This is a genomic window from Vibrio kyushuensis (genome assembly GCF_050337325.1).
Classification (GTDB): domain Bacteria; phylum Pseudomonadota; class Gammaproteobacteria; order Enterobacterales; family Vibrionaceae; genus Vibrio; species Vibrio kyushuensis.
On the sequence record NZ_JAKJSV010000003.1, the window covers coordinates 599,136 to 625,845 of the forward strand.

At 42.8% G+C, this 26,710-nt stretch carries 18 protein-coding genes, 1 tRNA gene, 1 rRNA gene and 1 riboswitch; of the genes, 7 read left to right on the forward strand and 13 right to left on the reverse strand.

The window, feature by feature from the left end; genetic code table 11:
• Positions 1–6 precede the first annotated feature (6 nt).
• The 9 genes from mshE to L4D20_RS09145 form a co-directional block, all read right to left on the reverse strand.
• The gene (gene mshE / locus L4D20_RS09105) at positions 7–1,737 is read right to left on the reverse strand and encodes an MSHA fimbrial ATPase MshE (protein ID WP_428801250.1); all 1,731 of its coding nucleotides are present in this window, start codon (positions 1,735–1,737) and stop codon (positions 7–9) included.
• Positions 1,727–2,983, reverse strand: coding sequence for a tetratricopeptide repeat protein (locus tag L4D20_RS09110; protein WP_428801251.1), 1,257 nt, complete (start codon positions 2,981–2,983; stop codon positions 1,727–1,729). Before L4D20_RS09110 ends, mshE begins: the two co-directional genes overlap by 11 nt.
• Positions 2,980–3,825, reverse strand: coding sequence for an ExeA family protein (locus L4D20_RS09115; RefSeq protein WP_428801252.1), 846 nt, complete (start codon positions 3,823–3,825; stop codon positions 2,980–2,982). Before L4D20_RS09115 ends, L4D20_RS09110 begins: the two co-directional genes overlap by 4 nt.
• 83 nt (positions 3,826–3,908) lie before the next feature.
• On the reverse strand, positions 3,909–5,525 hold the full coding sequence (gene mshL, locus L4D20_RS09120) for a pilus (MSHA type) biogenesis protein MshL (protein ID WP_428801253.1): 1,617 nt from the start codon (positions 5,523–5,525) through the stop codon (positions 3,909–3,911).
• A gap of 15 nt (positions 5,526–5,540) precedes the next feature.
• A complete protein-coding gene (locus tag L4D20_RS09125) occupies positions 5,541–5,819 on the reverse strand; it encodes an MSHA biogenesis protein MshK (RefSeq protein WP_428801289.1) in 279 nt (92 codons plus the stop codon).
• A 117-nt stretch (positions 5,820–5,936) separates the two neighbouring features.
• A complete protein-coding gene (locus tag L4D20_RS09130; RefSeq protein WP_428801254.1) occupies positions 5,937–6,581 on the reverse strand; it encodes a type II secretion system protein GspM in 645 nt (214 codons plus the stop codon).
• A complete protein-coding gene (locus L4D20_RS09135) occupies positions 6,578–8,017 on the reverse strand; it encodes an MSHA biogenesis protein MshI (protein WP_428801255.1) in 1,440 nt (479 codons plus the stop codon). The genes L4D20_RS09130 and L4D20_RS09135 overlap by 4 nt, the downstream gene beginning before the upstream one ends.
• A 12-nt stretch (positions 8,018–8,029) precedes the next feature.
• Complete coding sequence (gene csrD, locus L4D20_RS09140; protein WP_428801256.1) at positions 8,030–10,039, reverse strand: RNase E specificity factor CsrD; 2,010 nt, start codon at positions 10,037–10,039, stop codon at positions 8,030–8,032.
• A 135-nt stretch (positions 10,040–10,174) separates the two neighbouring features.
• Positions 10,175–10,738, reverse strand: coding sequence for a single-stranded DNA-binding protein (locus L4D20_RS09145; protein ID WP_428801257.1), 564 nt, complete (start codon positions 10,736–10,738; stop codon positions 10,175–10,177).
• A gap of 299 nt (positions 10,739–11,037) precedes the next feature.
• On the opposite strand from L4D20_RS09145, the gene L4D20_RS09150 reads away from it, so the two are divergent.
• The 4 genes from L4D20_RS09150 (at position 11,038) to L4D20_RS09165 (ending at position 17,484) form a co-directional block, all read left to right on the forward strand.
• The gene (locus L4D20_RS09150; protein WP_428801258.1) at positions 11,038–11,685 is read left to right on the forward strand and encodes a LuxR C-terminal-related transcriptional regulator; all 648 of its coding nucleotides are present in this window, start codon (positions 11,038–11,040) and stop codon (positions 11,683–11,685) included.
• Positions 11,686–11,802: 117 nt separating this feature from the next.
• Positions 11,803–12,672, forward strand: coding sequence for a UTP--glucose-1-phosphate uridylyltransferase GalU (galU, locus tag L4D20_RS09155; RefSeq protein WP_428801259.1), 870 nt, complete (start codon positions 11,803–11,805; stop codon positions 12,670–12,672).
• Positions 12,673–12,817: 145 nt separating this feature from the next.
• On the forward strand, positions 12,818–15,640 hold the full coding sequence (gene uvrA / locus L4D20_RS09160; protein ID WP_428801260.1) for an excinuclease ABC subunit UvrA: 2,823 nt from the start codon (positions 12,818–12,820) through the stop codon (positions 15,638–15,640).
• Between the two features lie 65 nt (positions 15,641–15,705).
• Positions 15,706–17,484: a PglL family O-oligosaccharyltransferase gene (locus L4D20_RS09165; protein WP_428801261.1), complete on the forward strand. Its 1,779-nt coding sequence runs from the start codon at positions 15,706–15,708 to the stop codon at positions 17,482–17,484.
• 57 nt (positions 17,485–17,541) lie between these two features.
• Here L4D20_RS09165 and L4D20_RS09170 read toward each other — a convergent pair whose 3' ends face one another.
• Positions 17,542–18,663 (reverse strand): pyridoxal-phosphate-dependent aminotransferase family protein, encoded by a 1,122-nt coding sequence (locus L4D20_RS09170; protein WP_428801262.1) that lies wholly within the window; start codon positions 18,661–18,663, stop codon positions 17,542–17,544.
• A gap of 177 nt (positions 18,664–18,840) precedes the next feature.
• A riboswitch (Lysine riboswitch) is annotated at positions 18,841–19,017 on the forward strand.
• A 105-nt stretch (positions 19,018–19,122) separates the two neighbouring features.
• On the opposite strand from L4D20_RS09170, the gene lysC reads away from it, so the two are divergent.
• Both lysC and L4D20_RS09180 read left to right on the forward strand, forming a co-directional pair.
• Positions 19,123–20,472, forward strand: a complete 1,350-nt coding sequence (gene lysC / locus L4D20_RS09175; protein WP_428801263.1) for a lysine-sensitive aspartokinase 3 — start codon at positions 19,123–19,125, stop codon at positions 20,470–20,472.
• A 262-nt stretch (positions 20,473–20,734) separates the two neighbouring features.
• Complete coding sequence (locus tag L4D20_RS09180) at positions 20,735–22,042, forward strand: cation:proton antiporter (RefSeq protein ID WP_428801264.1); 1,308 nt, start codon at positions 20,735–20,737, stop codon at positions 22,040–22,042.
• 73 nt (positions 22,043–22,115) lie between these two features.
• Here L4D20_RS09180 and metH read toward each other — a convergent pair whose 3' ends face one another.
• Complete coding sequence (gene metH, locus L4D20_RS09185; RefSeq protein WP_428801265.1) at positions 22,116–25,793, reverse strand: methionine synthase; 3,678 nt, start codon at positions 25,791–25,793, stop codon at positions 22,116–22,118.
• A 150-nt stretch (positions 25,794–25,943) separates the two neighbouring features.
• Here metH and L4D20_RS09190 point away from each other — a divergent pair, with 150 nt between their 5' ends.
• Entirely contained in the window at positions 25,944–26,378 is a 435-nt protein-coding gene (locus L4D20_RS09190; RefSeq protein WP_428801266.1) for a PilZ domain-containing protein, read from the forward strand.
• Positions 26,379–26,491: 113 nt separating this feature from the next.
• On the opposite strand, the gene L4D20_RS09195 is transcribed toward L4D20_RS09190, so the two are convergent.
• Positions 26,492–26,568: transfer RNA gene (locus tag L4D20_RS09195), tRNA-Asp, on the reverse strand.
• 67 nt (positions 26,569–26,635) lie between these two features.
• Positions 26,636–26,710: ribosomal RNA gene (gene rrf, locus L4D20_RS09200) — 5S ribosomal RNA — on the reverse strand; the annotation flags it as partial.

A 26,710-nucleotide genomic window follows, 5' to 3' on the forward strand; every position in this document is an offset into this window, starting at 1 on the left:
GCTTTCCTACATTAATATTGCTTTGCTGATGCCAGATGCATCGCCTTCACTAAGGTTCATTACTTCATCAAGGCTAACGACACCTTGCAATGCAAGCTCCATTGCTGACGCAAGTAATGGCTTATAATTTTCAGAGCTTCGAGCCGCATCGGCAAAACCGACAGCGTCATTTGCACGCAATGCGTCCATCATTTCCTGTTCTAGCTCTAGCATTTCAAACACACCAATTCGCCCTCTGTAACCAGTCAGGTTGCAATTTTGACAACCGCTACCACGAGAGAAATTGGCCTGTGTTTGGTTAGGGAATCGAACTGCGAGCCATTGTCTTCTAGCTTCATCAACATCTTCTTCAACTTTACAGTCGGTACATATTTTCCGAACAAGACGCTGTGCTACGACGGCGCGTACGGCACTGGCAACGAGGTAACCCGGTGCGCCCATATCCATCATGCGAAGAGCACTGTCTACTGCATCATTCGTGTGCAAAGTACTTAATACTAAGTGACCTGTTAGTGCAGCTCTTAATCCGATTTCTACTGTCTCTTGATCACGCATTTCCCCTACTAAGATTATGTCGGGATCTTGACGAAGAAAGGTTCTTAATATGGTTGAAAAGTCGAGATTGATCTTAGTATTAACCTGAACTTGGTTCACTCGTGGTAAGCGATATTCCACCGGATCTTCCACGGTAATGATCTTTTTTCCCGGCTCATTTAGCTCAGACAATGCACCATAGAGTGTAGTCGTTTTACCGGAACCCGTTGGTCCTGTTACCAAGATCATGCCATGAGGTCTTTTAAGCTGCTTGCGAAGTTTATCTAACAGCTCAGTAGGTAATCCAGACTCTTCAAGCTTTCTCACCCCAGATGATTGGTTAAGTAAACGCATAACGACCGACTCGCCATGCTGAACTGGCATCGTAGACATACGAATATCAACCGACTGCCCTTTGGTTCGAATATTAAAACGGCCATCTTGTGGTAAGCGTTTTTCTGATATATCCAAGTTTGCCATCAGCTTTAAACGAAGTACTAGCGCGGATGCGATATTAACTTCATTAAGCAGCGTTTCATGAAGCACACCATCAATACGCTGACGCAAACGCAGCACATTGGCGTCTGGTTCAATATGAATATCAGACGCACCCATTTGAATCGCATCTTCAAACAGTGAGTTAATCAGCTTAACAACGGTTACTTCATCGCTGTCGGTGTCGTCATCAAGAATATTAATATCAAACGCATCATTAACTTGGTGCTCTGCCTGCAGCTGCTCGGCAAACGAAGCGATCTCTTTAGTACGACGATAATAGCGGTCGAAGCCATCAACAAGTTGGCTTTCAGGTGCAATAACAAACTCAAGGCTAAATTTTGACAGTTGACCTAACAGTGCCTCTTGGGCAAAAAGATCAGCAGGATCACTCATGGCAATACGCACGGTATCGCCATTACGTGAGATCACCAACGCACGTAAACGACGGGCATGAACCTCTGGCAAGAGCTGTACGGCATCAACGTCAATATTAGCTCGACTTACGTCTATCAAAGGAAGAGCCAGCTGCTGAGATAAGAACGTCAGCATCTGATGCTCAGATAAGAAACCAAGCTCAATCAGCATAGCCCCCATTTTTCGGCCAGTGCTTTTCTGTGCAGCTAACGCTTGTTCAATTTGAGATTCGGTAACGATGCCTTCTTCAACCAGCAAATCACCAAGACGTTTTCGAAGCTTAATTTGCACTGCTACTCTCCTCTTTTGAGCTGCTACTCTCTAGAGAAGTCAGCAACTTTATTCGTTCTCGTACAAATGTCTGTGATTGTCTTGATAGACCCACTTTCGTCAGAGCCTGTTCATAAGACTCTTTCGCCTTTGGCATATCCGCATTTCGTTCTTGTTGGATGGCCAATCCCAGCCACCAGCGCGCATTGCTATCTTCGACTACAACAAGCTGTTGGTATGTTTCTAAGGCGATATCATCAAGGTTATTTCTTTGTGCTAGCGCTGCTCTTAATGATAAATAATCAACACTCGGATTATGGTTCAAATGGATGAGAGGTGTTAATGCTGCTTCATGCTGCTGCTCTTTAATGAGCAGTTTTGATAAAGCAATACGAATGACTTCACTGTCATTATCGATTTTTATGCCATCTTGGAGTATTTCAAATGCTTGACGGGCATCCCCTTTACCGTAATAAAGTGCCGCCAACTGCTGACGAATATTCTCATTTCTAGGGGTGTATCGAAGGGCTTCTTTGTAACTACTTAGCGCTTCATCGATATTATTACTATCAATCGCCTTACGAGCTCGTTGCTCGGCCTTTTCAGCCAATTGCGCAGGTGTTAGCTCGACTTGCTCAATGATAACCGTATTCGGTTTTGAGGCTACTGGAGTTTGAACTGGTGTCGACGATGAGGTTTTAGTTTTAGCCACAGGCTGAGAATTACTATCCAATAGAAGTGGCTTGTCTGATATTTTCTTTTCAACAGGTTTAACTTGTGTAGCCTTTGGCAACTCTTTAATGGTTGATTGGGTCGCTGTAGCAACAGCCAACGACTGATCGACTTTCTTCACTTGCTTAGATGGTGTTATTTGCTTGGCTTGAGAACGTTGCTTAGCTTGATCGACGGGAGTTGGGTTCTTTTCAACAATCTCACTAGAAGCCTGATAAATAGTCACTTGCTCTGAAGAGCCTTTCGATACTGAAGTATTCGCAACTTTGGTTACCAGGCTTAGTTCAGCCTCTTCACTTCTCTGATTATCGACTTCCAAAGCAACTGGTTCAGAAGTTAATACGATCTGCTCAATAGTGTCTGACTGCTGCGATACCGCCCAGCCACCAAGAGCCAAGCTAATTGAAAACCCGCCAATAATCCAAGGTAGCACCGGGCGAGGCTTCACTTTGTTAATTTGAGCTTTTTCAATCTTAATCTCTGCGCTTTGAGCTTTAACTGTAAGCTCTGATAACGCTTGATTGATGGTACTCATGAGTGACTCCATCCCCATAAAAATGGGGCTTTAAATTTTGGTTTACAGCTATCAAATGTATCGTAGATAGCGCTATAAACATGATTAGTATTTACTTTCGATGCATTAACACCAAAAGCCAAAATCAGTGCTTTATGACAAATCTGATTGATCAGCCGAGGATTTCCATTACTTGCTCGCCAAATCGCTTTTTTTAGAGAAAGGCTGAACAAGCTTTCACAACCGGCACTTCGTGTTAAACGAGTATCAATATACGCAACGCTCTCGTCGAGAGACAATGGCCGTAACTTAGCGTTAAACGTAATACGCTGACGAAATTGGCGTAAATGATGCTGAGTTAAACGTTCATCAAGCTCTGGCTGACCTATCAGTACAATATTAAGGAGCTTGTCTTGCTCTGTTTCCAAATTTCCAAACAGCCTTAATACTTCCAAGGCTTCATCGGATAAAGCCTGCGCTTCATCAACGATTACAACAGTTTGTTTGCCTGACTTTGAAAGTGCAATCAACTGCTCTTGAATTTTATCAACAACGGATACCGAAGATTGAATACTCAGACCTAATTCACTGGCAACAGCCAGACGAAGTTCTTCACCCGTTAATACTGGATTTGGAAGGTAGACTAATTCAACACTCTCTTTTAAGTGGTTAATCAGCATTCGGCAAATCATGGTTTTACCTGAGCCAACCTCGCCAGTGACCTTAATAACCCCTTCACCCATAGTTAACGCAGCCGTCACCATTTGAATGGCTTCGTAGTGAGGCTCTAACCCCAAAAACAGACCTGTGTTTGGGGTTAAATGAAATGGATACTGGCTAAAACCAAAATGTTCAAGATACATTATTTACTCGGAACCTAACCTTGCTCGAAATCCGATGTTCTTAAGATCAAAGCTAATGAAGGCCACTGCGGCTAAATCACCGATTACTTTGAATCAGGGAACCACTCTTGCAATATGTCACGTGAGCGCTCTAGCTCTTTTTGCCACGTATTTACACCAACAACCGTCGGTCTAAGTAGTATCACCAATTCAGTTTTCTGAGTGAGTTCAGTGGTATTTCTAAACAGATGTCCAAGCGCTGGAATATCACCAAAGAACGGAACTTTAGATACTTGCTCAAACGTGTTGGACTTCATCAAGCCACCAATCACGACCACATCACCATCACGAGCCCGAATAATAGAATCAGATTCACGAATTGAACTTTGGGCCAACGGCAAACTAATGGTTGTATTACCGTAACCAATTTCTTTGACCTGCTCGGTTACATCAATGACGGCAGGGTGAACATGCAATAGCACATTTCCTTCATCATCAATCTGTGGTGTCACATCCAATGAGATACCTGAGAAGAATGGCGTTAGTTCAACTTCTGGAGATGCTTCAGAATTATCACCGCTACCGACTACACTGGAGAAATCCGTCACGTAATACTCATCAGTACCGACTTTGATCACCGCTTTTTGATTATTAGCCGCAGTAACTCTAGGGCTTGAAAGTACATTCAAGTCGCCTTGGGTATCCATAAAGCTCAGAACGGCTTCAAAGCTGCCATCGGAAATCGTTACATTCGTTTGACCACCCAATAAACTACCAATCGAATCTAACCCAGGAAGCGCGGCTGCACCCAATCGGTCAATCACAACCTTGCCATCACCCATCGAGATATTTGACCAGTTGATCCCTTGTTGATAACCATCATTAAGAGTAACTTCTAGGATCTTCGCTTCCAAGATAACTTGACGCTGTAAACGCTCTTGGGACACGCTCAAAAAGTGTCTTACTTCTCGAATTGCATCAGGGTACGCTCTTACGGTAATCACACTGGCTTGTGGCGTAACAACAACACTTTGCCCATCACCACTGCCAATTAATTGAGAAACCGCCGTCACTAACTGAGGCCAAAAGTCACTCTCACTGATCGTTTCTATTTCAGTTCCGCCTTTTGAACTCGTCGTTGATGATCCTGACGAACTTGAAGAAGAACTGGATGATGAAGAAGATGAAGACGAGCCACTGTCAGTGTTGGTAATAGTGCCGGTAGTGATCGACGTTAATGAACGACCTTTTCGCTGCATCTGCAGGTAATCAACAGGAATGGTAACGGTACGGATACCAGAAGGGTAAACCTGAATCACCTTCCCTTTTCGCTCAACTTCATAGCCGTACATATCACGAACAACCGATAAAACTTCATCTAAAGTGACATCCGATAAGTTAACGGTAATGAGACCTTTTACAGAAGGATGAATCGCAGCGCTGTAGTCTGTCCCCTTAACCAAGCTAGCAAAAAAGGTGCTGGCTTCAACACCATCAGCACGGATTCTAAAGCGCTTAACATTGGCTTTAGCAGCCAGACTCACACCATCAATGTTTGGCATAAGATCTTGCTGAACAGAGGCCGGCAATTCATTAAGCTTTAGGCTATTGGCTTCATTGATCGCTTCATTAAGGGCAGACTTTGCCTCAACAGGATCACGGTGACCCATAGAGCACCCAGCAAGAGTTACGATAGCGATAGCAATTACGATTTTGCGCATAGAATTATTATTACCTTAATTCTTAATATCTAACGAGAATAGCTCTAATGTCCAAAGCTTACTCCCGCGTACTAAAGTCACGTTTTCATCTGAAATCTGACGGACTTGGTATCCATTTAATTTATCTCCCTTCTCAACAACACTGTTATTGAGAACGGCATTACATCGGCCCATTTCATCACAAGCGATGCTCTTAAGCGTAGGCAACCGATAGGTGACGGTTCTTTTCGCTGTCGACGTTGATTTCGCAGGCTTTTCCCATCCTAAGGGAGCTGTTGGATCTTGCCCTGCCATGCGTATTTTGTCTGCTGCAGGCTGCTTTTCTGTTGAAGCAAGAGCCTGTTCTGCGAAGGAAGGCGCACTTCCTAACGCGAGGGCAACGAATAGCATTATTCTTAATGTCATGTTCTGTTAGCCCCCTATAAACTCTTTACGAGCTCCTAAAGTGTAGACTTCCATAATCAGTCGCGCTTTAGGGTACTCTTCAACCTGATAATGAAAACTGCGCCAATAGTATTTCGCAGGCATCGCTTCTAACGCTTCTAGGTAAGTCAAAATATCAAAATAGCTGCCGGTAACTTCAATTCTAACCGGGTGTATGAAGTAGCCAGTCTCTTGCGACTGTTTCTTAACAATGGATTCAGCACCAAGCGTTTCTAAAGAGACAAGATGAAGACGTTTACTTTCAGACAGCACATTTTCAAGTAACAAGGTCATCTGTGTCGGAGAAATCAGCGTATCAATAACCCCAGACAGTTCATGAGAGAGATCTTGGCTCTGTTTGAGTAACTTTTTGAACTCAATATCGATCTCTTTATTGGGATCTTTTCTTAACTTAGCTGTTAAAACCAGTGTTTCACCTTGCATGCGCTGAATATCAGACTTGGTGATCATTAATTGGTGATTCAGTTGATTACTTTTTTTCATCGCAGGCTCAAAGACGAAAGTAAACATCACTAGCGCAGTAACGATAAAACCACCGATTGAAATCAACCATTTTTCACGCCCAGACAACTGCTCAAATTTGTTTTCAAGCTGAACTAGTGTTTGATTCATCGTTTGACATCCCCTTGCGTTAACAACTCGAATGTAATGATGTTTTGTTCATTTCTGCCAATTTTAAGTTTTTCAAAGGTTCGACCTATCAAGTTCAGCTCTTGCCTAAATTGATGAACCCAGTTCGGTACGGCTTCTGCATTTCTTGCTAAGCCTTGTAAATTGAGCTGTTGACTGTCGATCTGAATTTTTATCAGCGAAATATCTTTTCTACCAAGTGTAGCCAAAGAAGCCATCACTCCTGAATACCCTTGCCTTTGAGATTGATCATAATCACCGATCGCTTTCAATGAGTCACGATGAGACTGAATTTCAAGTTTAAGCCTTGCGACTGCCGCAACCTTATCCGGTGACGGTATATGGCTTTCGAGCTGTTTTCTTAACTTGGCTGACTCTTGCGACAGTACTTTTGCCTGTTGCTTCTGATCCGTCAACTTAACTTGCAACTGTTGCGACTGATAGTAATAAAAACCACTGAGTGAAAGCAGTATAGCGGCGACAGCAACCCAAGAAAGCGCCATATTCTGAAAAGTGAAGTACTGTTTCTTTGGCCTTAGGTGTGCGGGGTAAAGGTTAATAGTTTCAGTTGGTACATCAGTGGCTGCTATAGATAGTAGCTCGCCAGAAGAGGTAGCTTCTTCTGATAGCGGCTTAACTTTTACGTTTAGTCGTTCATCGAGCGCCAGTGCTAACTCTTGCTGATCTTCTTCATCACAACAGGTAAAGAGAGTATGTAATGGTATGCCTTTTAGCTGAGAAGAGAGGTAGTCAATTGAACGTTGCAATTCAAGTGCCATTCCATCTAACTGCAATGCAGAGCTTGCGGTACCTGTTAATGGTGAAGCAACATTACGTATTGTGCGTTGAAACACGCATTTGCTTTCATGAAAAGCGCTGATTTTATAACTGCCGCGAACACTGCGCTGAAGCAATAAATAGCTATTCTGCTCTTGTGATGTTGCACCCCAGACGTCATCTTCAGTAATGACCTCACCCAATAAGCAACCCTGCTTAGTCAGTAGCTGGGTAAGTTCGGCTATGATTGATTTTTTTATGACATAAGTTTGGATCTTATTTCCATTAGGCAATCGGAATGCATCTGCCACAATCTCAGTCACTTTTTCAGTAACTAAGTCTTTTAATAGAAATGGAAGTGCGACTGACCACTCTTCTTGTGGAATGTTGGGCGTTTCTATTTGATAAGTTTGATAAAGAGTAGAGTTGAGAACAACACTTACCGTTACACCTTCAACACCGTGTGTTTTTAAACTCGTCGCAAGCACCTGTGTCCAGCTGCTATTTTCAAGCGAAACTTTAGGCAAAGTGAATGTTGGATGCGCTGAAAAATAGATAGCATCCGGCTGCACTATCGCCAGTAAACTAGAGTGCTCGCTCTTTTTCGGTTTAAATTTATCTATGAGTGACTTAATTTTCATCTACCAATCACTTTAATGTATTGTTCGCCATCGATTTCGTCGACCCGGCTTTATTTTATTTGAATTCACAGTAGGCGCTTTTTCATTTATTTTAGCCCATACTTCTGATTCTGTATCAAAAAGGCGACCTTGCACGCCATGAACACCGAGATCTATTAGGGTTTTATGCTCAGGTTTACTTTCGACACCAACCGCAATGACCTTCGTTTTTCCACCGCTGCATGCACCAATAATACTTCGTACAAAGAGTTGGTTTTCATCTCTTTGATCGATTCGTTTAATTAGGCTTCGGTGTAACTTAAGGTAATCGACATTCAAGTCTTTTAAGTAGTGCGTACTGACTATTGTTCGTCCTGCTTGACCAACAATAACTTTACAACCTAGACCAGAGAGCATTCGTATCACAGGTCGCATGTAGTCTAAGTGCTTAACTAACCGCCCTTCAGCAAATTCAAAACCAAGTTGTGAACGCTTCTGAGATGTTAACTGCAATAATTCATTCCTCAGCCATTTAAAGTTATTTTTATCCGAAAATGGTTGAACATGAAGGTTTACAGAATAACATAGGCTTAAAGGGGATTGTTTCACATATGCTACTGTTTTTCGAAGCATTTCTCGATCTATTTTGTGTTGATATCCAACCTGCTCAAGTGCGGCATTAAACCTTGATGCCTTCAGTATCCCTTTCTCTGGATCATTGATTCGAGCAAATAGTTCTTGATGAATTAACTGCAATTCATTCCTGTCTGTTTGGAGGTAACAAGATTGAGCGTAAACACGAAGATTTTCTTGAGTCAGGGTTTGATCAAACAGAGTACGCCATCGAACACTGCCTCGATCTTCTTTCTCGATATTAGCCTTACTAAAACGGGTCCAAGTATTAATTTGTTGCAGTTGAGCACTTTTTAATGCCACCTCTGCCTCATCCATAATCTTTCCTTGGCGATCACCCTCTCTAAACAAGGTCACCCCCATATGGCACCAATTTTCTTTATCGATAGGAGAAGGTGGAGAGAGCTTTTCTAATTGTTTCATACACGCGTTAACAAGGTGAGTGACCTCTTTACTGCCCTGATGCGGTACGAATATAGCGAAGTCAGAGCTGAAATACCGAGATAGTAGTACATCAGGGTAACGCTGTATTACACTGTTTAATGCCTCAGCTAATTCGACAATAAAATCATCACTAACACTTTTTCCATTAAGCTCTTTAACGTCTTCCCAATCATCAATTCTAAGTAATATCACAGAGCCGTAAGCCCCACTTTCATGCAGTACCGACTCTAGTTTACTGTCAAAAAGCACACGGTTAGCCGTCCCGGTTAGTTGATCCAGAAAAGTTTGGGTACGAATAAACGTATCGAAGCGACTGCGCTCTTGCCTAGCATCTTGCAACTCTTCGATTAAGCAGTCTAATGCTTCACTCGCGGTGTAGGGCCACTCTCTTAAGTCCCCCTTTGCATGCTGCTCAACACGTCCGGCTAAAATCATTCTGCCACGCTCTTCAAGAAGCTCTGAACCAATAAGTTGTTCTTTCAGCCACTTAACGCCTCTGATCAAACAAAAAATAATTAGACCAACAGCCAGAGTGATCGTCCACAATGCACCAAAAGAATCGGTATAACCTAAGTAAGGGGGAACAGCTTTGAATTTTATTTGGTAGCCGTTGTTTCTTTCGAGTGAATATTCCCTGCTATACAACCGAGCAGGGTCAACGCGAGAAGCGGTATCTTTGAATCGATAAATAATACCGGCACTAGAGGAGAGTTCCATTTCGACAATACGTGAGGCTTGCAACATTTTGGGCATCCAACGTTGCATCGACTGCGCGGCTTCTGGATCTGACATTTCTTTGTCAACGACAATCACTATGCCATCTAGATAATGGGAGAGATACTCTTGGCCAATTTTTTTGAACGTCAGCGTCCCACCAATGAAGAGAATAAAGGTCGCACTGATAACAATGATGGTAACAAATGCCACCAACCGGGTACTGAGCTTTAAGGTAGGGGTAAACCTCATAAAGTTAGAGTTCCTTTCTATATTTTCTTCAACGGCACAAAATTGATGGCTGCAATTGAGAGATAAGTCATTTATCTCTTTGCTCACTATATAAAAAAGCCGCGATAATCGCGGCTTTTTTCAACATTTTTTCCCTTAGAACGGGATGTCATCGTCAAAATCCATCGGCGGCTCGTTATATTGTGGCTGAGCTTGCTGAGGAGCTTGTTGTTGAACTGGCTTATGCTGAGGTGCTGCTTGAGGCTGCTGCATTGCAGGTTGCTGCTGTTGTTGCATAGCAGGTTGCTGAGGTTGACCCCAGTTATTGTTTTGCTGCTGATTCTGTTGACCTGCACCGCCACCTTGACCACGACCACCTAATAATTGCATTTGGCCTGTTGGCCATTGAACAACAACTTCTGTTGAGTAACGATCTTGACCGCTTTGATCTTGCCACTTACGAGTCTGTAATTGACCTTCAAGATAAACTTGAGAGCCTTTACGTAAGTATTCACCAGCAATTTCAGCCGTTTTGCCAAATAACACAACACGGTGCCACTCTGTTTTTTCACGCTGTTCGCCAGATTGCTTATCGCGCCAAGTTTCAGAGGTTGCAACGGTAATATTTGCAATCGCACTACCATTGGCGGTGTATTTAACCTCAGGATCTTGCCCAAGGTTACCCATAATGATGACTTTATTTACGCCACGGCTTGCCATGTTCTGCTCCGTTTAAATGATGTCTTTGGAAAAGTTAAGTGCGGTAGGATAACACGCTTTATCACGGGTACAAATGGGATTAAATAATCCATCGCCTTCTCAACAATATCATCGAATTAATTTACTGATTTTTAGAGGTTCTTCAAATTCACAGTTACTGATAAATGCCTAGATTACTCAGCAATATGAAACCAGACGCAAAAGAACGGTCTATTATTCGGTATATCTAGCTCTTACCCACAATTTGCTTCACTTTAGTCTAAAAAATAACGTCATAATAATAGCAAAGGGCTTAAGTCATGAAGAAAGCAGATTACACCAGAACTATCTATTTTTTATGTGAAGATAAAAGTGCTGACTATCCACACGTCGATAAGTTACAACAGGCTCTATCTATAGAGCTCCCTAAGATCCAGCCAGAGGATCTAATGGAAGCAAGCCCTAAACATCGCCACAAAATACTTCTTATCGACTATCAGGCGCATAAATTGCTTCAACAACAGGTCCGTAACTTACCGATTGCAGATAAGAACTTTGAAGTGATCATCTTCAACCTCAATAAACGCCTAACGACGGATGAACTTCTCTATTTTGGTAACTTAAAAGGGTTGTTTTATACCTACACTAGCGTCGATGATATTGTCCGCGGACTAGGAGAGATTATTAATGGTCAAAATTGGTTACCAAGGAAAGTCGCTAGTCAACTGTTGCACTATTATAGACATGTGATAAATAGTAATACCGCGCCCGTCATTGTTGACCTAACCTCTCGAGAGCTGCAAATATTGCGTTGCCTGCAAAACAGTTCATCCAATATTCAAATAGCGGATAGCTTATTCATTAGCGAGTTCACCGTAAAATCGCACCTTTATCAGATTTTCAAAAAACTTTCTGTTAAAAACCGTGTTCAAGCGATAGCATGGGCGAATCAAAATTTAGCGTCTTAATTTAACGAAAAGATATCAATTCAGCACTTGATCAACGACGGTTAATAAATCCGTCGTAGAAAGCATGTTATCTTTGCGCCAAATTACTATTTATACGGAATTTCAAAGGGTTTTATCATGATCAAAAAGTGCCTTTTCCCAGCAGCTGGCTACGGAACTCGCTTTCTTCCTGCTACTAAATCAATGCCAAAAGAGATGATGCCAGTGGTGAACAAACCATTGATTGAATACGGCGTCGAAGAAGCAATTCAGGCAGGTATGAATGGTATGTGTATCGTTACTGGTCGTGGTAAGCACTCGCTTATGGATCACTTTGATAAGAACTACGAGCTTGAGCACCAAATTAGCGGGACCAATAAAGAGGAGCTTCTGTTCAATATTCGTAAAGTGATCGACAGTGCAAGCTTCACCTACATTCGCCAGCAAGAGATGAAGGGTCTTGGGCACGCCATACTCACGGGTCGTGAGCTCGTTGGTGATGAACCCTTTGCTGTTGTGTTAGCTGATGACCTTTGTGTTAATGAGCAACAGGGCGTATTGGCACAAATGGTCGCGCTTTATAAGCAATTCCGCTGTTCAATCGTTGCTGTTCAAGAAGTTCCAGAAAATGAAACACACAAGTATGGCGTAATTTCTGGTGAGATGATTAAAGACGATCTATTCCGTGTCGATGACATGGTAGAGAAACCTGAACAAGGTTCGGCACCAAGTAACCTTGCCATTATTGGCCGCTATATCTTAACTCCAGATATCTTTGAGTTAATAGAGCAGACAGAACCAGGCAAAGGTGGTGAGATTCAAATTACTGATGCCCTACTGAAGCAAGCTAAATCTGGCTGTGTTTTAGCTTATAAATTTAAAGGCAAACGCTTTGATTGTGGCAGCGTTGAAGGGTACATCGAGGCGACCAATTACTGCTTTGAAAACCTGTATTTAAAAGATAAAAAGACCTCAGAGCTAGGTAAGCAATCAACACACAAAGAGTAACCTCTTAGCGATATCTAGCCTTACATAACGCCACTTGTTCTATATTGGATACGTGGCGTTACTGTTTTTTTGTCCAGTATTATCTTTGCACAATTCTCACACTATGTAATACTTGCATCACTTAGTATTTCAACGAGTTTAGAAGATGGACACAATCGAAGTTCGCGGTGCACGAACCCATAACCTTAAAGACATCAACCTCACGATTCCTCGCGATAAATTGATCGTTGTCACCGGCCTTTCGGGCTCAGGTAAATCTTCTCTCGCTTTTGATACCCTTTATGCAGAAGGTCAACGTCGCTATGTTGAATCTCTTTCAGCGTATGCACGCCAATTTCTTTCATTGATGGAAAAGCCGGATGTAGACCATATTGAAGGCCTATCTCCTGCTATCTCAATCGAACAAAAATCAACCTCACATAATCCACGCTCTACCGTTGGAACGATCACTGAAGTCTACGATTATCTTCGTCTACTATACGCTCGTGTCGGTGAACCTCGCTGCCCAGATCACCACACACCATTGGCTGCACAAACCATCAGCCAAATGGTAGACAGGATCTTAGAACTGCCACAAGGTTCTAAAATGATGCTCTTGGCGCCTATTATTAAAGAGCGAAAAGGCGAACACGTAAAAACTCTAGCGAACCTTGCCGCACAAGGCTTTATTCGTGCTCGTATCGATGGAGAAACCTGCGATCTATCTGATCCACCAACACTAGAACTACATAAAAAACACACCATAGAAGTGGTTGTTGACCGATTCAAAGTACGCAGTGATCTACAACAACGCTTAGCAGAGTCTTTGGAAACCACGCTTGAGCTTTCAGGAGGCATCGCTGTTGTCACCTCAATGGAAGGTGATGAAGAAGAGATCGTTTTCTCTGCTAACTTTGCCTGTTCACACTGTGGTTACAGTATGCAGGAACTTGAGCCTAGACTGTTTTCATTTAACAACCCGGCAGGTGCGTGTGGTACATGTGATGGCCTTGGTGTTCAACAATATTTCGACCCAGAGCGTGTTATTTTAGATGAGAGTGCAAGTCTTGCTGACGGAGCCATTCGCGGCTGGGATCAAAAGAATTACTATTATTTTCAAATGCTCTCATCACTTGCCGAGCATTATGGTTTTGACCTTAACACTCCATTTAAAAAGCTTCCAAAGAAAACTCGTGAAATCATTTTAACCGGTTCAGGTAAGACTGAAGTTGAGTTTAAATATATCAATGATCGCGGTGATATTCGTGTTAAACGCCACCCATTCGAAGGGATACTCAATACTCTTGAACGACGCTACCGTGATACGGAGTCAAATGCAGTTCGGGAAGATTTGGTTAAGTATATTTCGACGAAATCTTGTACTGCCTGTGAGGGTACTCGTCTACGTGTTGAAGCACGGAATGTCTTCATTAACGATACTGCATTACCGCAAATAGTAGAGTTTAGCATCGCTGAAGCACTCGACTTTTTCCAAAACCTAAAACTGGATGGTCAACGAGGTCAGATTGCCGATAAAGTGATGAAAGAGATCAATGACCGACTTCAATTCTTAGTTAACGTAGGTCTAAATTATCTAAACCTCTCTCGCAGTGCGGAGACATTGTCAGGAGGTGAAGCGCAACGTATTCGCCTCGCTAGCCAGATTGGCGCAGGTTTAGTGGGGGTCATGTACGTATTAGATGAGCCTTCAATTGGTTTGCATCAACGTGATAACGAACGCTTACTAAAAACACTGACGCACCTTCGCGATCTCGGAAATACTGTATTGGTCGTAGAACATGATGAAGACGCCATTCGATGCGCTGATCATGTTATCGATATTGGCCCAGGAGCTGGTGTTCATGGTGGTCACATTGTGGCTGAAGGAACGATGGAAGAGATCATTGCTACACCTGAATCACTAACGGGACAATATTTAAGTGGTGTCAAAGAGATATCTATTCCCAAGAAACGCACTAAAAAAGATCCTAAGAAAACCGTTGAGCTAATTGGCGCAACTGGGAACAACCTTAAAGAAGTCACTCTTTCTCTGCCTGTAGGACTATTTACGTGTGTAACAGGGGTATCTGGATCAGGTAAATCGACTCTGATCAACGACACTTTCTTTAAGATCGCACATACAGCGTTGAATGGTGCAACCACCGCTACTCCAGCACCTTATAAAAAAATCAAGGGACTCGAGCACTTTGACAAAGTCATTGATATTGACCAAAGCCCTATCGGTCGAACTCCCCGCTCTAACCCTGCCACTTACACTGGAATTTTTACACCAATAAGAGAGTTATTTGCCGGGACTCAAGAGTCTCGTTCTCGTGGTTATAAACCAGGAAGATTTAGCTTTAACGTTCGTGGAGGACGCTGTGAAGCTTGCCAAGGTGATGGCATGATCAAAGTGGAGATGCACTTCTTACCTGATGTGTATGTCTCATGTGATTCTTGTAAAGGGAAACGCTATAACCGCGAAACTCTTGAAGTTCACTATAAAGGTAAGAGCATAGATGAAGTGCTTCAGATGACCGTTGAAGATGCGCGCACATTCTTTGAACCTGTGCCTGTAATAGCCAGAAAACTTCAAACCTTGATGGATGTTGGACTCTCTTATATACGTCTAGGACAAGCAGCAACAACCCTATCAGGTGGCGAAGCCCAACGTGTAAAACTAGCTCGTGAGCTATCCAAGCGAGATACAGGAAAAACCCTCTATATTTTGGACGAACCAACAACAGGTCTGCACTTCCACGATATCCAACAACTGCTTACTGTTTTGCATCGATTACGTGATCACGGCAATACTGTGGTAGTGATTGAGCACAATCTTGATGTTGTTAAAACAGCGGATTGGGTCATCGACTTGGGGCCAGAAGGGGGACAAGGTGGTGGTAAAATTGTAGCTCAAGGCACTCCGGAATCGGTCGCAAAGGTTAAAGGTTCTCATACTGCACGCTTTCTTAAGCCTATGTTGAAATAGAAAAAAACGCTAAGATAAAGGAACCAGCATTGACGCTGGTTTCTTTGTATAGGAATAGTAATAACATGGCAATATTGCATACTGGAGGCACTCGTCTTGAGCCCCATGTACCCAAAATTCCACTCAACAAGCCATTCTTAGCTTCTCTCGCGGTCGTCTTTTTCATCGCGATGCATTTTTTCATGCCTAACCCTGGCGGCTCTGGGCTCGCATTGGCATTCAACCCAGCCACGTGGCTTGCTCTCTCATTTACTCTTTCTATCGGCTTATATCAACTCGCAACCAATCGGGCTCTACTTTATTCAAAGCTAACCATTGGCCTGTTTGTTTGTGTCTGTTTAATGACACTTCCGTTACTGTATGGGAGTGCAACACCTTCAGCCGCGCTAGGACGAATTATTGGGCTTTGGCTTGGTTTCTTACTATTCGTTTTATTGCAGCAGTTTCGATTTAGTAATAAACATAAACAAAGATTGTTGTGGTTTATTGTTATTGCGGTTTTTATTGAAGCACTGTTTGGTTTCTACCAATACCTATATCTTGAACCCAATAACCTATTTGGTTACGATGCTATTCGTAATCGACCATATGGAATCTTTCAGCAACCCAATGTGATGGCAAGCTTTCTCGCAACAGGGCTAGTCACATCAGGATATTTACTGGCCAGGCAAACCAATAAATACAGCAAAATTAGCGAGATTTCATTTTTATGCCTGACGCCACTTCTGACTGCAACTCTTCTTATCATTATCGCTTCTAGAACCGGCTGGTTAGGCGCGGCCATCGCTCTACTTTTCGTTCTGCCTTACTTATATAAATACGCTTCAACTAAACGTTTCATTAGCTGGGTAGTTTGTTGCTTAATAGGTATTGGGTTAGGCTTTTTTGCCACCAACTTACAGGGAACAAGCGGATTACTAAGCGATAAAGCCGATCTTGAAAGTCCGCGAAGATACACATTTCCACAAGCACTCGACATGGTGATTGAAAAGCCCTTTACCGGTTACGGTTATGGTAATTTTGAGTCTGAATATATTCTCTATACCGCACGACAACATCAATTGAATCCAAGCTACAAAGCTGGCTTGCCAGCAATGGACCATCCTCATAATGAACTACTTTTTTGGGGGGTTGAAGGAGGATTGATTCCAATTCTCGCCATTGTACTTGCGGCAGCCTTGGTGTTAGCTCGTATTTATTACGCAAAGAAGGGAACCAGGCTAGCGATGTTTGCGCTGTTTGTGCCGATTGTACTGCACTCACAACTTGAATATCCTTTCTATCACTCCGCAATTCACTGGATCATCTTTATGATCTTACTGTTCTGGGTCGATCAACGTGTCGCAAACTATAAACAGATAGGCTTTAGTAAAGTGAGTAAAAGCTTGTTGAGAATCTCATGCTTAGTACTACCTCTCGTGACGACTATTTATATGGTTAGTGCGTTGCATACTAATTATGTTTTAACGCAGTTTGAACGTTCGTCTCCTAAAGAGCCTGAAATTCTAAGTCGAGTCACTAATCCTGTCGTCTGGAAAGATCGCTTTGACTGGGACATCTATAGTACCTACCTTAATATTGGTTTGTATAAGCAAGAGCCTGAGTTAATACAGCCGTACATAGACTGGTCACTAGGTATTATTCAGTCTAAACCGAGACCTGCATTTTACAGCAACCTTATCTTAGCTTATCAGGGGCTAGATGATACGAGTCGCGCAGAGCAAATACGGGCTGAAGCTCTATACCTATTTCCAGAGAAAGATTTTTCAATGATTCAATACAAACCACGGCCCGATAAGCAATCAACATCGGTTTCAACATCGGAAGCTAGCAAAAAACCTTAGCTTAGAAATAGAAAAGGGGCATCAAGGGCCCCTTTTATAATATTTAGTACTGATTATTTATTGTTGCAGTGTCTCTTCAAGGGCACGTAAACACAAAGACACATTCTCGTTTCTTGCAGCGTAACCCATCAATCCGATTCGCCATGCTTTACCCGCTAGTGCCCCTAATCCTGCGCCTATTTCAAGGTTGTACTCTTCGAGCAAAGTCGAGCGTACCTTAGCATCATCAACACCTTCAGGAATGAAGATAGCATTAAGTTGAGGAAGTCGGCTCTGCTCATCCACGACAAACTCAAAGCCAAGCTTTTCCAAGCCTACTTTAAGCTTCTCATGCATATCAGCGTGACGCTTCCATGCATTTTCCAAACCTTCATTTTTTAGCATCAACAAAGATTCGTGCAAAGCATAGAGGCTATTAACGGGGGCCGTATGATGATAGCTTCGCTTGCCTTCCCCGCTCCAATAACCTAACACTAAGCTTTGATCTAAAAACCAACTTTGGATAGGTGTCGTACGAGACTGAATCTTTTCGATCGCTTTAGCTGAAAAAGTTACAGGCGATAAGCCAGGAACACACGAGAGACACTTCTGACTACCAGAGTAAACAGCGTCTAGTTGCCACTCGTCGACCTTGAGAGGCACACCACCTAGTGACGTTACCGCATCGACTATCGTCAGTGCGTTATTATCAATCGCAATACGGCTCAATGCTTGAGCATCAGAAAGTGCACCAGTTGAGGTTTCTGCATGTACAAACGCCAAAATCTTCACATCAGGATGAGTTAGAAAGGCATCTTCGACCTTACTAAGTGTAACAGGAGCCCCCCATTCATCATCGACCATTATCGCTTCAGCGCCTGCTCGGTTGACATTTTCTCGCATTCGATCGCCAAACACACCATTACGACAAACAATCACCTTATCGCCTGGCTCAATGAGGTTGACAAAACACGCTTCCATTCCCGCGCTCCCAGGGGCAGAAACAGCTATAGTAAAATCATTCTCAGTTTGAAAAGCATACTTAAGCAGCTGCTTTACCTCATCCATCATGCCAATGAAGAGTGGGTCTAAATGCCCAACAATCGGGCGACTCAAAGCTTGTAAAACTTGAGGGGATACATCTGATGGTCCCGGCCCCATAAGTATTCTATGAGGAGGGATAAAACTTTGAATTGGCATAATAGCTCCTTGTATACAGAAGTGTGAACAACCACATTAATTCAATTATACAAGCCGAGCAATGCGCCGTAAGTCTAGTGTGATTACCCGCAACATTATTCACTCAATCGATCAATAAATGGTGACTAACAAATATCCGTTGACATTTGTTGCGCAAAACCGTTCAATGAAGACGCTTTATGCAGAAGAGGAGCACTGCCCAGGCAGATAGTTTGTGGAACCTTAATTCCGATACAGCCTATCAATGGGGAGCAGTGCCGAGATAAATGTAATGTAAGGGTTACGTTTGTCGGTTAAGTGGGCTGAATCCCCTTAACTGTCACTAGCACCGTCTAGTGATGAGCTTCTGAGGTCAATCTATCTATACGCACCTCTTTTTTGCTCATTTTTCTCTTCTCTAAAGAACTTTAGGTTATCGTTAACCTGTTTATCTTATTTGAATATTTAGGGAGAAATGCTGTGAGCGCATTCAATGTCGCCAAATTTGGTGGGACCAGTGTAGCCAACTTTGAAGCAATGAGCCGTTGTGCTGCTATCATCGAAAACAATCCAGAAACCAAGCTTGTGGTTAGCAGTGCATGCTCTGGAGTGACTAATCTACTTGTTGAACTAGCCAATGGTGTTTCAAACCAAGAGCGACGCAGTGAAGTACTACAAAAGATTGCGGCAATCCACGATGCCATTTTGTCACAACTAACGAGTTCCGACGAAGCAGCCACTGAGATTTATAAGATCTTAGACACAGTAACAAGCCTTGCAGAAGCAGCGTCAATCCAAGCGAATAAGAAACTAACCGATCACCTCGTTGCTTGTGGCGAGCTAATGTCTACTCACCTGCTGGCTCAACTAATGCGTGAACGTGGCATCAATGCTGTTCGGTTTGATATTCGAGAAGTGCTTAGAACAGACGGAACATTTGGAAAAGCAGAGCCTCAGCTTGAGGATATTTCCAAACTTGCTAAAGAAAAGCTTATACCGCTATGCCAAGATCATGTCGTAGTTACCCAAGGCTTTATTGGTGCTGACACTGAAGGCAATACAACGACTTTAGGTCGAGGCGGCAGTGATTACAGTGCAGCATTAATAGCGGAAGGTGTCGAAGCTTCAGGGCTAGAAATCTGGACAGATGTTCCGGGAATCTATACCACCGATCCGCGTATTGCATCAAAAGCCACACCTATCCCAGAGATCAGCTTTAGTGAAGCATCGGAAATGGCCAACTTTGGTGCGAAGATCCTACACCCTTCAACGCTTGTTCCAGCACTTCGTCACGATATCCCAGTTTTTGTAGGTTCTTCAAAAGAACCTGAACGTGGAGGAACATGGATTCGTCACCATGCCGAAACGTCGCCCCTTTTTCGTGCTCTTGCTCTGCGTAGCAATCAAACAATGGTTACACTGCGCAGTGCTAACATGTTCCATGCGTATGGCTTTCTCGCGAAGGTATTTGAGATCTTAGCAGCACATAAGATTTCGGTGGATTTAATTACTACATCCGAGATCAGTGTTTCACTAACCCTGGATCAAACAGATACAGCCGGTGGCGCACCACAACTGCCTGATCAAGTGCGTATCGAATTAGAAGAACTCTGTCATGTGGAAATTGAGCACGACCTCTGCTTAGTCGCCTTAATTGGTAACAATATGAGCGAAAGTAAAGGCTATGCGAAACAAGTGTTCGGAACATTGGAAGACTTTAACTTAAGAATGATTTGTTACGGCGCAAGTCCACACAACCTGTGCTTCTTACTTCACGAGTCAGATGCTAAATCTTCAATTCAAAAGTTACACGCAGAATTATTTGAATAATCACGTCTGTAGTGCCGCTAGTACAGCGGCACTTTTTATTAACCATTCTCACATGATGACCAGCTTAGCGTATTTCTATAGTTCAGCTCATCACTTTCACATCAGCTTAGACGCATAGCCTATTTAACTAAAGCCTACATGAACACCGTAACTCTAATAATTGCTCTATAAATAATCACACAAGCATGACATAAAGCCATTGCTATTTGAGTTAACTGGCCCGAAAATCCAAGGTAACATTCAGTTACATCTTTGGTTGATAATGTCCATCTACTACACTCTTTGCTTTCTTTCCGCAGCTGCAATGCTGATTGCTTTTATCAACAGTAAAATCGGCAAGATGCAAACTACGATAGCGATTACGGCAGGAGCAATGATCCTTTCACTGCTCATTTTAGTCGCGGGTCAAAATGATTGGTTCCAGTTAACTGAACTATCCACTTCTACGATTGCCAGCATCAACTTTGAAGATTTTCTGCTAAAAGGCATTCTAGGCTTCCTGCTCTTCGCCGGTGGACTTGGTATTCATTTACCCCATTTAAAAGATCAAAAATGGGAAATTACCACCCTAGCTCTAGGGTCGACTTTATTCTCAACATTCTTTATTGGTGGTGTGTTATACGGGTTCTGCCTACTAATAGGGATTCAATTCGATTTAGTCTATTGCTTACTCTTTGGTGCGTTAATATCCCCAACCGATCCCATCGCTGTTTTAGCTATCGTTAAAAAATTACAGGCTCCGGAACGAATTTCAACCCAGATTGAAGGCGAATCGCTGTTCAATGATGGTTTTGGGTTAGTTATATTTGTGACCTTATTCACCATCGCATTCGGCACAGAGACGCCAACCTTTTCAAGTATCGCTCTTCTATTTTTTCAAGAAGCTATTGGAGGAATCGCCTATGGTTTTGTTCTCGGCTTATTGTTCCATTACTTAATCAGTTCAACGAACGATCACTCAATGGAACTATTACTCACTATCGGTATCCCTACAGCAGGATATGTTTTTGCTGATGTACTTCATGTTTCCGGCCCACTAGCTATGGTTGTCTCTGGAATAATGATTGGTAACTGGACTCGCTACGTGGGATTTTCAAAGGAGAGTGAAGAGCACTTAGATAAATTTTGGGAATTGGTGGACGAATTCTTAAATGGCATTTTGTTCCTACTTATTGGCATGTCGATGCTGCTTTTTAAGTTCCATCAAGAAGACTGGATTCTAATGGCATTTGCTATTCCACTCGTATTGTCGGCTCGTTATCTGAGCGTGTTTATCTCTTACATCGGTTTTAAGCGCTTTCGCAGCTACAATTCATGGTCTATACGAATCCTTACTTGGGGAGGTTTGCGAGGTGGTTTAGCTTTGGCTATGGCGCTTTCTATTCCATCAGGTATTTGGGTTATCCCAGATAAACTAATTGATGTAAAAGAGATCATCCTAGTTATGACGTACGCTGTGGTTATGTTTTCAATCTTAATACAAGGCTCAACAATAACGCCTATGATCGAGAAAGCGAAACACGTACAAAAAAAGTTAGACGACCCAGAACAACATCAACAAGATATCTAACTGTAAATATATATCGAGATGTAAAAAAGGGTCGCTTAATAGGCGACCCTTTCGATTACAATCTATGACTTAACTAGTTAAGATTTGGTCCTAACCATTTTTCAGCTTCAACAAGATCCCAACCTTTACGCTCGGCGTAACTTTCCAACTGATCTTGCTGAATCTGAGCAATTGCAAAGTAACGACAATCTGGGTGCGAGAAATACATGCCAGATACCGATGCTCCCGGCCACATAGCGTAGCTACTGGTCAAAGACATATCGATAGCTTTTTCCACGTCCATGAGTTCCCATAACGCCCCTTTCTCTGTATGTTCCGGGCATGCAGGGTAACCCGGTGCAGGACGAATACCTTGATACTTTTCACGAATCAAATCATCGTTACTTAAATCTTCATCTGGTGAGTAGCCCCAAATATCCTTCCGCACTTCTTTATGCAGATACTCAGCAAAGGCTTCAGCCAAACGATCCGCAACAGCCTGAATCATAATGGCGTTATAATCATCGCCATTCGCTTTGTACTCATCAGCCAACTCTCTTTCGCCAATACCGCCGGTGACAGCAAAGCCACCAATCCAATCAGATTTACCACTCTCTTTGGGTGCAATATAATCAGATAAACAATAGTTGAAGCCTTTAGGTTTATCTGTCTGTTGACGTAAGTTACGCAGAACCTTAAGTACCTCGGTTCTTGATTCGTCGGTATAAACCTCTATATCGTCACCAACGCTGTTTGCAGGGAATAGCTCACACATGCCTCTCGCTTCAAGAAGTTTTTCACTTTCAACTCGATCAAGCAGGTCATTGGCATCCTTAAAGAGACGTCTCGCCTCCTCGCCAACTTCCTCATGGTCTAAGATCGCAGGATATTTACCCATTAACGTCCAAGTCATGAAGAAAGGAGTCCAATCAATATATTGACGCAACACCGCCACATCAAAGTCTTTAAAGATATGGATGCCCGGTTTTACGGGTGCAGGAGGAGTATAAGCAGCCCAATCAATATCCACTCGGTTTTGGCGAGCTTTCTCTAAAGTAACAGGTTTGGTACGAGGCTTTTTACGATTATGCTGCTCTCGTACGCGCTCGTAATCTAAATCGATCTTTTCGACAAAGGCAGGTTTTAATTCATTTGAAAGCAATGAAGTACACACACCTACCGCACGAGAAGCGTTATTCACATAAACAACAGGCTGAGAATAGTTCTGTTCAATTTTGACAGCGGTATGTGCCTTTGAAGTCGTTGCGCCACCAATTAACAGTGGTAAATCAAAACCTTGACGTTCCATCTCTTTAGCGACATGCACCATTTCGTCTAACGATGGTGTAATCAAACCTGAAAGCCCAATGATGTCTACATTCTCTTCTTTGGCAACCTTAAGAATTTTTTCACAAGAAACCATCACGCCAAGATCAATAATATCGTAATTGTTACACTGAAGAACAACACCGACGATGTTCTTACCGATATCGTGAACATCTCCCTTAACAGTAGCCAGCAAGATCTTTCCGTTGGTTGAACCTACGTCTTTTGTCGCGTTAATAAATGGCTCTAAATGAGCAACCGCCTGTTTCATTACCCTTGCTGATTTCACTACTTGAGGAAGGAACATTTTTCCTTCACCAAACAGATCTCCGACAACGTTCATTCCGTCCATCAGAGGACCTTCAATGACTTCAATAGGGCGAGAAGCATTTACTCGTGCCTCTTCCGTATCTTCAACAATAAAGTCGGTGATACCTTTCACAAGAGAGTGCTCTAAACGTTTCGCAACTGGCCAAGTTCGCCACTCCAAAGCAGACTTATCTTCTACTTTACCAACAGCACGCTCCAAATATTCTGTCGCGATATCCAGCAGGCGCTCAGTGGAGTCATCTCGGCGGTTAAGCACAACATCTTCAACCGCTTCACGCAAATCCTCAGGAACGTTATCGTATATCTCTAGTTGGCCTGCGTTTACTATCCCCATATCCATACCGTTTTTGAAACAGTGATAAAGGAATACCGCGTGGATAGCTTCACGCACGTAGTTGTTGCCTCTGAACGAAAATGAAACGTTTGATACACCACCAGAAATCATCGCATGTGGAAGATTCCGTTTAATATCCCCAACAGCCTCGATAAAATCCACGGCGTAGTTATTGTGCTCATCAATACCTGTTGCGACAGCAAAAATATTTGGATCGAAAATGATATCTTCAGGTGGGAAACCAACCTCATCAACGAGGATGTTGTAAGCGTTCGTACAAATCTCAATTTTACGCTCACGAGTGTCAGCTTGGCCTACTTCGTCAAAGGCCATTACAATCACTGCTGCGCCGTATCGGCGAACGAGCTTCGCTTGCTCTACAAACTTCTCTTTCCCTTCCTTAAGAGAAATTGAGTTTACAATTCCCTTACCCTGAATACACTTCAAGCCCGCTTCAATAACCTCCCACTTGGAAGAATCGACCATTACGGGTACTTTCGATATTTCAGGTTCTGAGGCACATAGATTTAGGAATCGAACCATACACGCTTCCGCGTCGAGCATTCCCTCATCCATATTAATATCAATTATCTGAGCGCCATTTTCTACTTGTTCACGAGCAACGCTCAGTGCCTCGTCGTAAAGCTCTTCTTTAATGAGTCGCTTGAATCGAGCAGAGCCGGTAACGTTGGTACGCTCACCCACATTTACGAATAGTGACTCTTTTAAAATAGTTAAAGGCTCTAATCCGGATAAACGACAAGCAACAGGGATTTCCGGTAGTGAGCGAGGTATGACACCCTCAACAGCTCGAGCCATTTGGCGAATATGTTCAGGCGTGGTACCACAACAACCACCAATGAGGTTTAAGAACCCACTTTCAGCCCACTCTTTAACATGTTCCGCCATATCTTCAGGAGAAAGATCGTATTCACCAAATGCGTTAGGAAGACCCGCATTAGGGTGAGCGGAAACACTGCACTCTGATATACGTGATAATTCGCTGACATACTCACGGAGCTCATCAGGACCAAGAGCACAGTTCAAACCAAATGAAATCGGTTTAACATGGCGTAAGGCATTGTAAAATGCTTCAGTAGTTTGGCCTGATAGCGTTCGACCAGAAGCGTCAGTAATGGTACCTGAGATCATAACAGGCAGGGTGATTCCAACCTCTTCAAATACAGATTCGACGGCAAAAGAACAGGCTTTAGCGTTCAGCGTATCAAAGATCGTTTCGATCAAAATCAGGTCAGAACCACCTTTAATTAAGGCACGTGTAGACTCTGAATAGGCTTCAACCAATTCATCGAATGTTACGTTTCGAAAACCAGGATCATTTACATCCGGTGATATCGTACAAGTTCTATTTGTAGGACCTAAAACACCAGCAACATAACGTGGTTTATTCGGGGTCTTAGCCGTCCACTCATCTGCAACTTCTCGAGCAAGCTTAGCGGCTTCGAAATTAATCTCTTCACTCAAACTTTCCATGTCATAGTCAGCCATGGCGATAGTCGTTGCGTTAAAGGTGTTTGTTTCTAGGATATCAGCACCCGCTTCTAGGTACTGCCCATGAATATCTTTTATCATTTGAGGCTGAGAAAGAACGAGTAAGTCATTATTCCCTTTAAGATCACAATGCCAAGTAGAGAAGCGATCACCACGGTAATCATTTTCTTCAAGTTTATAATCTTGGATCATCGTGCCCATACCACCATCTATAAGCATGATTTTCTGCTTAAGTTGAGCTTCGATCTGTTGTCTTACATTACTTCCCACGGTACAGCCTCATTCCTTTTATATTACCTCTATCCTATCACAGAACATACAGCTGTCTAGACGTCCAAACCAAATTTGAATACATTTTAGTTTTTCAACTAATGGTCGTTTTAATCTAAGAAAGTACACGTGATATTAAGCTGTAGTGATATGAATTCAGAAAATGAAGCGAAGAGAAAACACGCCCGTTGGTATTTTTGGTCACCAAACGAACCATTTGGAACTCAAACAAACGGACTAGCAGTTGAAATACGAAAAGTCGGTTGGTTTAAACGGAAGATTGGACATGCTGTCATTAAAGACATCAGTCTAGGCGGGGCCGGAATATTGGTTTCAAACAGAGTCAATGTTCCTAGTAGGATAATAATAATCACACCTACCTTGAGTGAGTTTTATGCCGACGTTGTTTACCAGCGTAAAGAAGGGGATAGCTTCACCTTTTTAGGTATTACTTGGTGTGATTCTAATGACGATGAACGTCTTGAGTTAATTGCTCACGTACAGAAAGCCACAAATGTAGAAAGCCGAAATGAGGTTTCAATAAAAGAAAGGAATAAAGAAAAGTCCGTAGAAGAAAAAGATTAATTTAATGAGCTAACATATATGCGATATATCATGATTGATGTATAGCAAATCTGTTCGCTCTTTCTTCAGACGTAAAAAAGCCCGACTCTTTCGAATCGGGCTTTTTTAATAAGTGGCGGAGTGGACGGGACTCGAACCCGCGACCCCCGGCGTGACAGGCCGGTATTCTAACCAACTGAACTACCACTCCGCAGTGGCATACTTGCAAAGCAAGTGTCCATCTGTTTTTAGGTCTTGACCTAAAAACGATATTTAAAGCCTGGCGATGTCCTACTCTCACATGGGGAAACCCCACACTACCATCGGCGCTACTGCGTTTCACTTCTGAGTTC

Coding starts and splice junctions, on each gene's coding strand:
- L4D20_RS09125 (WP_428801289.1), bottom strand. CDS start 5,819: ATGGCAGGGCAAGATCCAACAGCTCCCTTAGGATGGGAAAAGCCTGCG.
- L4D20_RS09150 (WP_428801258.1), top strand. CDS start 11,038: ATGAAGAAAGCAGATTACACCAGAACTATCTATTTTTTATGTGAAGAT.
- L4D20_RS09165 (WP_428801261.1), top strand. CDS start 15,706: ATGGCAATATTGCATACTGGAGGCACTCGTCTTGAGCCCCATGTACCC.
- mshL (WP_428801253.1), bottom strand. CDS start 5,525: ATGCGCAAAATCGTAATTGCTATCGCTATCGTAACTCTTGCTGGGTGC.
- L4D20_RS09115 (WP_428801252.1), bottom strand. CDS start 3,825: ATGTATCTTGAACATTTTGGTTTTAGCCAGTATCCATTTCATTTAACC.
- L4D20_RS09130 (WP_428801254.1), bottom strand. CDS start 6,581: ATGAATCAAACACTAGTTCAGCTTGAAAACAAATTTGAGCAGTTGTCT.
- L4D20_RS09170 (WP_428801262.1), bottom strand. CDS start 18,663: ATGCCAATTCAAAGTTTTATCCCTCCTCATAGAATACTTATGGGGCCG.
- L4D20_RS09110 (WP_428801251.1), bottom strand. CDS start 2,983: ATGAGTACCATCAATCAAGCGTTATCAGAGCTTACAGTTAAAGCTCAA.
- L4D20_RS09145 (WP_428801257.1), bottom strand. CDS start 10,738: ATGGCAAGCCGTGGCGTAAATAAAGTCATCATTATGGGTAACCTTGGG.
- L4D20_RS09135 (WP_428801255.1), bottom strand. CDS start 8,017: ATGAAAATTAAGTCACTCATAGATAAATTTAAACCGAAAAAGAGCGAG.
- L4D20_RS09190 (WP_428801266.1), top strand. CDS start 25,944: ATGAATTCAGAAAATGAAGCGAAGAGAAAACACGCCCGTTGGTATTTT.
- L4D20_RS09180 (WP_428801264.1), top strand. CDS start 20,735: ATGTCCATCTACTACACTCTTTGCTTTCTTTCCGCAGCTGCAATGCTG.
- csrD (WP_428801256.1), bottom strand. CDS start 10,039: ATGAGGTTTACCCCTACCTTAAAGCTCAGTACCCGGTTGGTGGCATTT.
- uvrA (WP_428801260.1), top strand. CDS start 12,818: ATGGACACAATCGAAGTTCGCGGTGCACGAACCCATAACCTTAAAGAC.
- galU (WP_428801259.1), top strand. CDS start 11,803: ATGATCAAAAAGTGCCTTTTCCCAGCAGCTGGCTACGGAACTCGCTTT.